This window comes from Cellulosimicrobium cellulans (genome assembly GCF_001722485.1).
Taxonomy (GTDB): Bacteria; Actinomycetota; Actinomycetes; order Actinomycetales; family Cellulomonadaceae; genus Cellulosimicrobium; species Cellulosimicrobium cellulans_A.
This window is the reverse complement of the sequence record NZ_LWGL01000110.1, coordinates 1-11,103: the sequence shown is the minus strand read 5'-3', so window position 1 is coordinate 11,103 and position 11,103 is coordinate 1. Positions and strand designations below refer to the sequence as shown.

General features: G+C 75.5%; 11 protein-coding genes. 2 read left to right on the top strand and 9 right to left on the bottom strand.

Annotated features, from left to right (window positions below; genetic code table 11):
• The 8 genes from JZ5iCDA_RS12155 to JZ5iCDA_RS12120 form a co-directional block, all read right to left on the bottom strand.
• A partial coding sequence (locus tag JZ5iCDA_RS12155; protein WP_253182070.1) for an acetyl-CoA carboxylase biotin carboxylase subunit occupies positions 1 to 1,527 on the bottom strand: 1,527 nt, incomplete at its 3' end.
• Between the two features lie 174 nt (positions 1,528 to 1,701).
• Positions 1,702 to 2,394, bottom strand: a complete 693-nt coding sequence (locus tag JZ5iCDA_RS12150) for a Maf family protein (RefSeq protein WP_069387410.1) — start codon at positions 2,392 to 2,394, stop codon at positions 1,702 to 1,704.
• Between the two features lie 26 nt (positions 2,395 to 2,420).
• The gene (locus tag JZ5iCDA_RS12145; RefSeq protein ID WP_069387409.1) at positions 2,421 to 3,344 is read right to left on the bottom strand and encodes an AEC family transporter; all 924 of its coding nucleotides are present in this window, start codon (positions 3,342 to 3,344) and stop codon (positions 2,421 to 2,423) included.
• Positions 3,345 to 3,353: 9 nt separating this feature from the next.
• Positions 3,354 to 5,096, bottom strand: coding sequence for a DUF885 domain-containing protein (locus JZ5iCDA_RS12140; protein WP_083259962.1), 1,743 nt, complete (start codon positions 5,094 to 5,096; stop codon positions 3,354 to 3,356).
• Positions 5,097 to 5,137: 41 nt separating this feature from the next.
• Positions 5,138 to 5,794 carry a hypothetical protein gene (locus tag JZ5iCDA_RS12135; protein ID WP_069387408.1) on the bottom strand — a complete coding sequence of 219 codons (657 nt, stop codon included), beginning with the start codon at positions 5,792 to 5,794 and terminating at the stop codon, positions 5,138 to 5,140.
• A gap of 71 nt (positions 5,795 to 5,865) precedes the next feature.
• The gene (locus tag JZ5iCDA_RS12130; protein ID WP_069387407.1) at positions 5,866 to 6,120 is read right to left on the bottom strand and encodes an acyl-CoA carboxylase epsilon subunit; all 255 of its coding nucleotides are present in this window, start codon (positions 6,118 to 6,120) and stop codon (positions 5,866 to 5,868) included.
• Positions 6,117 to 6,656 (bottom strand): hypothetical protein, encoded by a 540-nt coding sequence (locus tag JZ5iCDA_RS12125; protein ID WP_069387406.1) that lies wholly within the window; start codon positions 6,654 to 6,656, stop codon positions 6,117 to 6,119. Before JZ5iCDA_RS12125 ends, JZ5iCDA_RS12130 begins: the two co-directional genes overlap by 4 nt.
• Before the next feature lie 46 nt (positions 6,657 to 6,702).
• The gene (locus JZ5iCDA_RS12120) at positions 6,703 to 8,346 is read right to left on the bottom strand and encodes an acyl-CoA carboxylase subunit beta (protein ID WP_083259960.1); all 1,644 of its coding nucleotides are present in this window, start codon (positions 8,344 to 8,346) and stop codon (positions 6,703 to 6,705) included.
• A 421-nt stretch (positions 8,347 to 8,767) separates the two neighbouring features.
• On the opposite strand from JZ5iCDA_RS12120, the gene JZ5iCDA_RS12115 reads away from it, so the two are divergent.
• Entirely contained in the window at positions 8,768 to 9,724 is a 957-nt protein-coding gene (locus tag JZ5iCDA_RS12115; RefSeq protein WP_083259959.1) for a biotin--[acetyl-CoA-carboxylase] ligase, read from the top strand.
• Positions 9,725 to 9,733: 9 nt separating this feature from the next.
• The gene (locus tag JZ5iCDA_RS12110; RefSeq protein WP_083259958.1) at positions 9,734 to 10,798 is read left to right on the top strand and encodes an adenylate/guanylate cyclase domain-containing protein; all 1,065 of its coding nucleotides are present in this window, start codon (positions 9,734 to 9,736) and stop codon (positions 10,796 to 10,798) included.
• A 33-nt stretch (positions 10,799 to 10,831) separates the two neighbouring features.
• Here JZ5iCDA_RS12110 and JZ5iCDA_RS12105 read toward each other — a convergent pair.
• Positions 10,832 to 11,103: SOS response-associated peptidase family protein (locus JZ5iCDA_RS12105; RefSeq protein ID WP_139123091.1), on the bottom strand; the 272-nt coding region annotated here is incomplete at its 5' end.

Here is an 11,103-nt window from a genome sequence, read left to right as displayed (position 1 = left end):
GTTCGCGCTGCGCGCCCGGCCGGCGGCCATGCCGAGACCCGCGGGCAGGACGACCTCGAGGCGCTTGCCGCCGACCTCCACGACCACGCGCTCGGTGGCGAGCTCCTCGGCGTCCTCCTCCGCGGCCGCCGCGGCCGGAGCCGGGGCGAGCGCGGCGAGCCGGTCGGCGAACTCGGTCTCGATCCAGCGCGTGTGCACCCGGAACGGCTCGTCGCCCGCAGGGACGAACGCGTCGGCCTCGAGCACGGCGCGGTGGAACGGCACGACGGTGGGGATGCCCTCGATCTCGAGCTCGCGCAGCGCGCGGCGCGAGCGCGCGACGGCCTCCTCGCGGGTCGCGCCGGTCACGATCACCTTGGCGATCATCGAGTCGAACGCGCCGGAGATGGTGTCGCCCTCGACGACGCCCGAGTCGACGCGCACGCCGGGGCCCGACGGGAAGCGCAGCGTCGAGATGCGCCCGGGGGCGGGCAGGAAGTTCGCGGCGGGGTCCTCGCCGTTGATGCGGAACTCGATCGAGTGGCCGCGGACGGTCGTGCGGTCGTAGCCGAGCGGCTCGCCCGCGGCGATGCGCAGCTGCTCGCGCACGAGGTCGATGCCGGTGACCTCCTCGGAGACCGGGTGCTCGACCTGGAGGCGCGTGTTGACCTCGAGGAACGAGATGGTGCCGTCGGCGCCGACGAGGAACTCGCACGTGCCGGCCCCGACGTAACCCGCCTCGCGCAGGATCGCCTTGGACGCCGCGTCGAGCTCGGCCTCCTGCTCGGGCGTGAGGAACGGCGCGGGCGCCTCCTCGACGAGCTTCTGGTGGCGGCGCTGCAGCGAGCAGTCGCGCGTCGAGACGACGACGACGGTGCCGTGCGCGTCGGCGACGCACTGCGTCTCGACGTGGCGCGGGGTGTCGAGGTACCGCTCGACGAAGCACTCGCCGCGGCCGAACGCGGCGGTCGCCTCGCGCACCGCCGACTCGTAGAGCTCGTCGATCTCGTCGGCCGTGCGCGCGACCTTGAGGCCGCGGCCGCCGCCGCCGAAGGCGGCCTTGATCGCGATCGGCAGCCCGTGCTCCGCGGCGAACGCGTGCACCTCGCTCGCGTCGGCGACCGGGTCGGGCGTGCCGGGCACGAGCGGGGCACCGGCGCGCTGCGCGATGTGCCGCGCGCTCACCTTGTCGCCGAGCGCGTCGATGGCCGCCGGCGGCGGGCCGATCCAGACGAGCCCGGCGTCGATGACGGCCTGGGCGAACTCGGCGTTCTCCGCGAGGAAGCCGTAGCCGGGGTGCACCGAGTCGGCGCCCGAGCGGCGCGCGACGTCGAGCAGCTTCGCGATGTCGAGGTACGTCTCCGCGGCGCGCGACCCGCCGAGCGCGAACGCCTCGTCGGCGAGGCGCACGTGCAGCGCCTGGCGGTCCGGGTCCGCGTACACCGCGACGGACGCGATGCCGGCGTCGGCGCACGCGCGAGCGATGCGGACGGCGATCTCGCCACGGTTGGCGATGAGGACCTTGCGCAGGGAGGGGTTCGCGGGCACGGCTCACGGTAACGCGTGCCCGGACCGCCGATCACGCTCCGGCCCCGGTCACGGGCAAGATTGGAGAAGCGGCCAACGGGGGCGGAGGCCGGTTGGAGGAAACCTCCATGGCGGCGGGCGCTCACGCAGGCCGAGGGCGGCTCCGTTGTCCGGCGTCCACAACGCCCGCGGGCGTCAGTCCCGCAGCTCGTGCCAGCGGACGCCGACCTCGCCGAGCAGCTCGCGCACGAGCGGCAGGCTGATGCCGACGACGTTGTGGTGGTCCCCCTCGACGCGCTCGACGTAGGGGCCGCCGAGGCCGTCCACGGTGAACGCGCCCGCGACGTGCAGCGGCTCGCCGGTCGCGACGTACGCGTCGACCTCCTCGTCGGAGAGGTCGGCGAAGTGCACCGTCGTCGACGCCGTCGCCCCGAGGGTCGCGCCCGTGCCGCCGTCCTCGGCGTCGCGCAGGTCGATGAGCCAGTGCCCGGTGTGGAGCACGCCCGTCCGGCCGCGCATCGCGCGCCAGCGGGCGCGCGCGTCGTCCCCGTCGCGCGGCTTGCCCAGCACCTCGCCGTCGAGCTCGAGCATGGAGTCGCACCCGATCAGCAGGTCGGCGGCCGGCGCGGCCTCCGCGTCCACGAGGCCCGGGTCGACCGTGTCGTCCGCGGCGCCGTCCGCCTCGACCGCGCGGGCGACCTCCTCCGCCTTCGCGCGCGCCAGCACGAGGACGGCGTCCACGGGCTCGAGGTCCCCGTAGCGCTCGCGCGCGTCGCGCAGCACGGCGTCCTCGTCGACGTCGGACACGCGCACGAGCGGGGTCACGCCGGCGGCGCGCAGGGTCGTGAGGCGGGCGGGGGAGCGGGAGGCGAGGAGGAGGCGCAGCACCCCCGCAGACTACTGGGCGAGCCGGGTCACGGGGCGAGAACCAGCGCGACGACGAGCAGCACGAGCGGTGCACCGACGGTGGTCACGAGGATCGTGTCGCGCGCGAGGATCTCCCCCCGCCCGAAGCGGGCGGCGTAGTTGTAGACGTTCTGCGCCGTGGGCAGCGCGGCAAGCGTAACCGCGGACGCCACCGCCGCGTCGTCGAACCCGAAGCCGAACCGCGCCACGAGGTACACGACCGCGGGCGTGACGAGCAGCTTGACCGCGCTCGCGACGCCGACGGCGGCCCGCGGCTCGCCGCGCCGCAGGGGCCGCGAGCCGTGCAGCGACATGCCGAACGCGAGCAGGATCATCGGGATCGCCGCCCCGCCGAGGATGTCGAGCGGCGCCATCACGGCCTCGGGCGGCGTCCACCCGGTCAGCGACACGACCGCCCCCGCGAACGAGCCGAGGATGATCGGGTTGCGCACCGGCTGGGCGAGCACGAACCGCCACGACACCCGCCCGCCCGTGGTCGCGTCGAGCACGAGGAGCGTCACCGGCGCGAGCACGAGCAGCTGCAGCAGGATGACCGGCACGACTGCCGTGGCGTCGTCGAGCACGTACACCGCGACCGGCAGGCCGATGTTGTTCGCGTTGACGTACCCGGAGGCGACGGCGCCCACCGTCGCCTCCGGGGCACGCAGGCGCAGCCAGAGCCGGTCGACCGCGACGAACACGCCCGCCGACACGACCGCGCCGACGGCCGCGACGGCGAGCGGGGCCTGGACCAGGTCCGCGACGTCGGCGCGCGCGAGCACGGTGAACAGCAGGGCCGGGCTCGCGACGAAGAACCCCACCTGGTTGAGCGCCGTCCTCGCCTCCGGTCCGCCGAGGCCGAGCCGGGCGCTGACGTACCCGGCCGCGACGACGACCCCGATGATCGCGAAGCCGACGAGGACGGAGCCCACCGGGAGGCGTCAGGCGAGCGCGTCGCGCAGCACGTCCAGGCCCACGGACCCGAGGTTGAGCGCGCGCTCGTGGAAGGCCTTGACGTCGAACGTCTCGCCGCGGGCCTCCGCGCTCGCGCGGGCCGCGTCGCGCGTCTGCTCCCACAGGCGCTGACCGACCTTGTACGACGGCGCCTGCCCCGGCCAGCCGAGGTAGCGGTCCAGCTCGAAGCGCACGAACGACTCGGGCATGTTGACGTTGGCCGACAGGAAGGTCCACGCCTTGTCCGCGTCCCACGTGCCCCCGCCCCACTGCTCCGGAGCCGGCAGCCCGAGGTGGACGCCGATGTCGAGCACGACGCGTGCCGCACGCATGCGCTGCGCGTCGAGCATGCCGAGGCGGTCGCCGTCGTCCTCCATGAAGCCGAGGTCCGCCATGAGCCGCTCGGCGTACAGGGCCCAGCCCTCGCCGTGGCCGGACACCCAGCACGCGAGGCGGCGCCACGTGTTGAGCGTGGCGCGCGCGTAGACGGCCTGGCCGCACTGCAGGTGGTGGCCCGGGACGCCCTCGTGGTAGACGGTCGTCTTCTCGCGCCACGTGTTGAACTCCGTGACGTCGGCCGGGACGGACCACCACATGCGGCCCGGGCGCGAGAAGTCGTCGCTCGGCGGCGTGTAGTAGATGCCGCCCGTCTGCGTCGGCGCGATGCAGCACTCGAGGTCGAGCACCGGCGCGGGGATGGCGAAGTGCGTGCCGTTCAGCGCGGTGATCGCCGCGTCGGACGTCTCCTGCATCCAGGCGCGCAGCGCGTCGGTGCCGAGCAGCTTGCGGGCCGGGTCGGCGTCCAGCGCCGCGACCGCGTCCTCGACGCTCGCGCCGGGGCCGGCGATGCGGCGCGCGACCTCCTCCTGCTCCGCGATCACGCGCGCGAGCTCCTCCAGGCCCCACGCGTACGTCTCGTCGAGGTCGACCTCCGCGCCGAGGAACGTGCGCGAGAACAGGCCGTACCGCTCGCGGCCCACGGCGTCGCGCTCGGGCGCCTGGGGCGCGAGCGTCGTCGTGAGGAAGTCCGCGAGCCGCCCGTACGCCTCGCGCGCCGCCGTCGCGCCGCGCTCGAGCTCGGCGCGCACGAGCGAGCACGCCGCCGAGTCGTCGAGCACGGCCGCGGCCGCCTCGCCCTGCACGAACGTCGTGAAGAACGACGACTGCGCGTCCGCGAGCTCGCGCGCCTGCTCGGCCGCGACGCGCACCTGGCGGATCGCGGCCACGTTCCCGCGCGACGCCGCCTCGGCGAGCGACGCCGTGTACCCGGCGACCGCGTCGGGGAGCCCGTTGAGGCGGGCCGCGATGTTCTCCCACGCCTCGACGGTGCCCGTCGGCATGATGTCGAAGACGTCGCGCAGCTCCTGCACCGGGGACGCGATGTTGTTGAGGCTCGCGAGCGGCTCGCCCGCCTCGTGCAGCTCGAGCTGCAGGCCGACGCGCTCACGCATCGCGGCGAGCGTCACGCGGTCGACGTCGTCGACCGGCTCGAGGCCGTCGAGCTCGCGCAGCACCGCGCGGTCGGCCTCGGCGCGGGCCTCGTGGCCCGCGGGGGAGAGGTCGGTGACGAGGTGGTCGTAGCCGGACAGGCCCATCGACGTCGCCGCGATCGGGTCGAGCTCGGCGAGGCGGGTCGTGTACGCCTCGGCGACGGCGTCGATCGCCGAGGGGGTGCGGGCCGCGCTCGCGGGCGAGGCGGGGGTCGTGGCGGGAGGGGTGGGTGTGCTCACGCGCACGAGGGTAGCCCGCGGCAGAGCCGGACGGACGACGGCTACGCGTCGGCGTCGGCGTCGGCGTCGTCGTCGGTGGGGTGCAGCGCCGCGAGGACGTCGTCGGCCCACGCCCGGTGGTAGCGCACGAGGAGCACGCCGGTCGCGTCCTCGTCGTCCGCCGCGTGCCAGACGGCGAGCGGGTCACCCGACCGCGGACCGGCCACGCCCGCGGGCACGACGACGCGCACGGGCCGCGCGACCGGCACGCCCGAGGCGGGGACGACGGTGAGCGTGCCGTCCTCAACCTGGACGGCCTCGGGCGAGGACGGGTCGTCACCGCCGCGCCCGGACGAGCGTGCGGGGGCCGGCGTGAACGTGCCCGTCGCCTGCACGGGGGAGTCGAGCAGCGCCCGGCGCCCGCGCTCGAGGGCCGCCGCGCCCCGGTCGTCGAGGTACCGGACGAGCGCGAGCAGCGCCGTGACGAGGAGGCCGAGCGTCGCCGCGACGACGACCGCCTCGGGGACCGGCCAGTCCCTCCCGGCCGCGACGCGCTGGTAGACGACGAGCGCGACCGTCGGGACGAACGCGACGGCCCACGCCCACCGGCGCCACGTCGCCACGGGCGCGGGGTCGGGCAGCGCTGTGGGCGTCGCGTCGACCGCGTCGGGCGTCGCGGGCAGCTCGACGAGCACCGCGCGCACGGGCAGGCGCGACACCCGGGGGGTCGAGGGCAGCGGGCCCGAGGAGCGGGGACTCGAGGGGCGGGCGTCCGAGGGGCGGTCCGCGCTCACGAGCGCAGGCTCCAGCGCCACGCGTCGGCGTTGTGGCGGCCCGAGCGCCCGCCGAAGCTCTTCGCCGTCGCGCCCCCGCCCGTCCCGCGCAGGCCGCGGACGCGGTTCGTCCACTCGTCGACCGGCGCGACGTCGTCGGGCACGGCCGACGCCGCGGCGGCCGCGGCGAGCCCCGCGACGAGTGCCGCGACCTCGATCTCGTCCGGCGTGCCGCGCACGACGCGCACGCTCGGGCTCTGCTCGGCGCTCACCGCTCGTCCTCCGTCCCGTCGTCGTCCAGGTCGTCGAACGCGTCGCCCCGCGACGCCGTCCACTCGACCACGTCGAACCCCGACTCCACGAGCCGCTGCACGACGGCCGACCCGGCGTCGTCGAGCAGGCTGACCACGTCGTCCAGGCCGACGTCGGCCGTCCCCGCGGGCGGCGCGACGACGAAGCCCAGGTAGAACTCCTCGGCGACCGTGTCGCGCGGCGCCGTGTCTCCGGCGTCCTCGCCCTCCTCGCCCGGCTCCGGCTCCCACACCGACGAGGTGAGGTCCGGGTGCATGCCGAGCGCGTCGTGCAGCGCGTCGAACAGCCGTGCGTTGCCCGCCCCGACCCGCTGCTCGAGCGCGAGGATGCGCGGGTCCTCGTCCGCCTCGTGGGCGCCGAACTCCGCGCGCACGCCGACGGCGGCCTCGACGTACTCGTGCAGCGCCGCCGCGAGCGCGTCCACCGCGGCGTGCATGGGCGCCGGGTCCACCGACCCCAGCGGGGCAGGCCCGTGCGTCGCGTCCTCGTGGCTCATCCCTGGTCCCTCCGCGTCCTCGCCGCCCGGCGGCTCCTCGCCGACCTCACAGCGGGATGTTGCCGTGCTTCTTCGGCGGCAGGCTCGCGCGCTTGGTGCGCAGCGCGCGCAGCGCCCGGACGACCTGCACGCGCGTCTCCGACGGGCGGATCACCGCGTCGACGTAGCCGCGCTCGGCCGCGTCCCACGGGTTGACGATCGCGTCCTCGTACTCCGCGACGAGCCGCGCCCGCTCGGCCTCGACGTCCGCGCCGTCGTCCGCCGCCCGCTTGAGCGCCGCGCGCTGCAGGATGTTCACCGCGCCGCCCGCGCCCATGACGGCGACCTGCGCCGTCGGCCACGCGAGGTTGACGTCCGCGCCGAGCTGCTTCGAGCCCATGACGATGTACGCGCCGCCGTACGCCTTGCGCGTGATCACCGTGACGAGCGGCACCGTCGCCTCCGCGTACGCGTAGATGAGCTTCGCGCCGCGGCGGATGATGCCGTTCCACTCCTGGTCCGTGCCCGGCAGGAAGCCCGGCACGTCCACCAGCGTCAGCACCGGGATGTTGAACGCGTCGCACGTGCGCACGAACCGCGCCGCCTTCTCCGCCGCGTCGATGTCGAGCGTGCCCGCCATGGACAGCGGCTGGTTCGCCACCACGCCCACCGCCTGGCCCTCCACGTGCCCGAACCCGACGATGACGTTCTTCGCGAACAGCGGCTGCACCTCGAGGAACGCGCCCTCGTCCAGCACGTGCTCGATCACCGTGCGCATGTCGTACGGCTGCGAGTCCGAGTCCGGGACCAGCGCGTCCAGCTCCCGGTCGTCGTCCGTCACCTCGAGCGGGACGTCCTCCGGCGGGAACGACGGCGCGTCCGACAGGTTGTTCTGCGGCAGGTACGACACCAGGTGACGCACGTAGTCGATCGCGTCGTCCTCGTCCGCGCCCATGTAGTGCGCCACGCCCGACCGCTCGTTGTGCGTCAGCGCGCCGCCCAGCTCCTCGAACCCGACGTCCTCGCCCGTCACCGCGCGGATCACGTCCGGGCCCGTGATGAACATGTTCGACGTCTGGTCCGCCATGACGATGAAGTCCGTCAGCGCGGGGGAGTACACCGCGCCGCCCGCGCTCGGGCCCAGGATCAGCGAGATCTGCGGGATCACGCCCGACGCCGCGACGTTGCGACGGAAGATCTCCGCGAACTGCGTCAGCGCCGCGACACCCTCCTGGATGCGCGCACCACCGCCGTCGCTGATGCCGATCAGCGGCACCCCCGTGCGCAGCGCCAGGTCCTGCACCTTCGTGATCTTCTGCCCGTGCACCTCGCCCAGGCTGCCGCCGAACACCGTGAAGTCCTGGCTGTACACGCACACCTGACGGCCGTCGATCGTGCCGTGGCCCACCACGACGCCGTCGCCCGCGATCCGCTTCTTCTCCAGGCCGAAGTTCACCGACCGGTGCTTCGCGAACGCGTCCAGCTCGACGAAGCTGCCCTCGTCCAGCAGCGCCTCGATGCGCTCGCGCGCCGTCTTCTTGCCGCGCGCGTGCTGCTTCGTCCGCGCCGCCTCCTCCGGGTCCGTCACCGCCTCCGCCCGGCGGCGGTCGAGGTCGGCGAGCTTCGCCGCCGTCCCCGTCAGGGAGGCTGCGTCGGACGCGCCGGGCGTCGGGGCGGCAGGGGCGTGGGTCGTGGCGGAGGACTCGGTCACACGGTCGAGACTAGTTGGTGGGTGGGACCAACTCGATGCGGTCGTCGCCAGCGGGGTACGGGTCGCCGTTGGTGGGTCCCCACAACGGGCTCGGGTGCCGAGCGGGTCTGGGGGGCCGGGCCGGGTCCGGGCGGGGTGGGCTGGGTACGGGCGGGGGGGGGCGGGACGTGCCGGGTCTACCATCCGCGCCCTCGTCCCTCGGGCGCTCCCGCCAGACCCGCCACGACCGCGCGCAGCCCCGCCCACCCCACCCTCGTCCGTCCGCTCGCCAGGCTCGGCGCCGCGACCGCCGGTCCCACCCGTCGTCGTCCCGGCGATGACCGGCTCTCGCCGAGCCCGGGTCTTCGTCATGCGGTGGCGGGATCGGCGCGTATCCCGGGGTTCAGCGGCGACGCGCGCTCCCGTGGGCGAGGATGGCGGGATGGTGACCGTGCCCGACGACGCACCCCTGCCCCACGGCGCGCCGGACGCCGGCGACGCGGCGGCCGACGAACACGCGCGTGCGCGACGTGACGCGACGCGGCCGGCGTTGCGCGGGGAGTTCCTGCGCGAGCTGCTGCTCGCGCCCGCGGGGCCGCTTGCGCGGCTCGAGGTCGTCGAGGAGTCGGCGTCGACCAACGCCGAGCTCGCGCGCGCCGTCGCCGAGGACGCCGCAGCCTGGCCCGCGCCCGCGCTGCTCGTCGCCGAGCACCAGGCCGCCGGGCGCGGGCGCCTCGGCCGCACCTGGACGACTCCGCTCCGCGCCGCGCTGCTCGGCTCGCTCCTGCTCCGGCCCGCCGTCCCGCCCGAGACGCTGAGCTGGCTGCCGCTGCTCGCCGGCCTCGCGACCGTGCGGGCCCTGCGCGCCACCGCGAGCGTGGACGCCGTCGTGAAGTGGCCCAACGACGTCCTCGTCCCCGACGCGTCCGGGGACCCCGCCGACGCCGTCCACGGAGGGCTGCGCAAGGTCGCGGGGATCCTCGCCGAGGTGCTGCCCGACGGCGCCGTTGTCGTCGGCGTCGGGCTCAACGTGGCGCAGACCCGGGACGAGCTGCCCGTGCCCACCGCCACGTCCCTCGCCCTCGCCGGTGCCGCGACCACCGACCGCGAGGTCCTCCTCGTCGCCCTCGCCGAGGCGTTCCACGAGGTCATCGTCCGCTGGCAGGAGGCCGACGGCGACGCCCGCGCCGCCGGCCTCGACGGCGACTGCGCCGACGTGTGCGCGACGCTCGGCTCGCGCGTGCGCGTCGAGACCGTCGGGGGCGGCGAGGTCCACGGCACCGCCGTCGCCCTCGCCCCGGACGGCGGGCTCGTCGTCCGCCACGACGACGGCACCACGAGCGTCCAGCGCAGCGGCGACGTCCACCACCTCCGGTCGGCCGACCCGCCCAGGTCGTAGGATCGCGGGGTGCCCGAGGAGAACGACGCCGTCGACGTGCCCGACGCGCAGGACGCCGCCGAGGCGACCCCGAGCGGCACCGAGGCCGCGCTCGACGAGGCTCTGCTCGGCGGCCCCCGCACCCTCACCGTCGACAGCCTCGCCGAGGGCGCCGGCGTCGACGTCGCGCGCGTCCGCGCCTACTGGCAGGCCCTCGGGCTGCCCGTCACCGAGGGCGAGGAGCACGCGTTCACCGAGAAGGACGCGCAGGCGCTCGCGGCCGTGTTCGCGCTCGCGGAGGAGGAGGCGCTCGACGACCGCGCCCTGACGACGCTCATCCGCTCGACGGGTCACACGACGGAGCGGCTCGTGCTGTGGCAGGTCGAGGCGCTCGTCGAGCACGTGACGCGCCGCCTCGACCTCGACGACACGAGCGCGCGCCTCCTCGTGCTCGACCGCCTGCCCGAGCTCGCGCCGATCCTCGAGCAGCAGCTCGTGCACGCATGGCACCGCCAGCTCGCGGCCGTCGCGGGAAGGTTCGCCGTCGAGTTCTCCCAGGCGCGGTCGACCGCCGTCGACGAGCACGAGCTGCCGCTGCCGCGCGCGGTGGGCTTCGCGGACATCGTCGCGTTCACCGAGCGCACGCGCGGGCTCGGGTCGAGCGAGCTCGCCGAGTTCGTGCAGCTGTTCGAGACGAGCGCGCGCGACGTCATCACCGCCGCCGGCGGCCGCGTCGTCAAGACCATCGGGGACGCCGTGCTGTTCATCGCGGACGACGTCGCCACGGGCGCGCGGGTCGCCCTCGGCCTCGCCGAGGCGGGCGGCCGGGCGGAGGACGTCGACGTCCCGCCGGTGCGCGTGAGCCTCGTGTGGGGGAGGGTGCTGTCGCGGTTCGGCGACGTGTTCGGGCCGAGCGTCAACCTCGCGGCACGCCTCGTCGACATCGCGGAGCCGACGACGGTGCTCGTCGACCGCGGCACCGCCGGGATGCTCGCCGGCGACGCGCAGTTCGCGCTCGTCGCGCAGCCCGAGCGGGAGGTCCAGGGCCTCGGCACGATCGAGCCGGTCCGCCTCCAGCGCGCGTTCCGCGGCTGACCCGACCCGCCGGTCCCGTCGGACGGCCTCGCGTCAGACGGCCTCGAGCAGTCCGGGGCCGTCGTTCGTCACGGTGTTGACGAGCGTGGACACCTCGCGCGCGACCATCGGGACGTCGCCGTGCGTCCCTCCGATCCCGAGGAGGTCCGCGGCGCCCTTCGCGTCGACCGCGGGGTCGAGCCACGCGTCCCACGCGTCGGCCGGCAGCGCGAGCGGCATCCGGTCGTGGATCTCGGCGAGGTCGGGGGCCGCGTCGGTCGTGATGATCGTCGTCGAGACGAGCCAGCGGGCCGGGTCGTCGTCGG

Excerpts from the sequence above, each read along its gene's own strand:
- JZ5iCDA_RS12125 (WP_069387406.1), bottom strand. The coding sequence starts at position 6,656 with ATGAGCCACGAGGACGCGACGCACGGGCCTGCCCCGCTGGGGTCGGTG.
- JZ5iCDA_RS12115 (WP_083259959.1), top strand. The coding sequence starts at position 8,768 with ATGGTGACCGTGCCCGACGACGCACCCCTGCCCCACGGCGCGCCGGAC.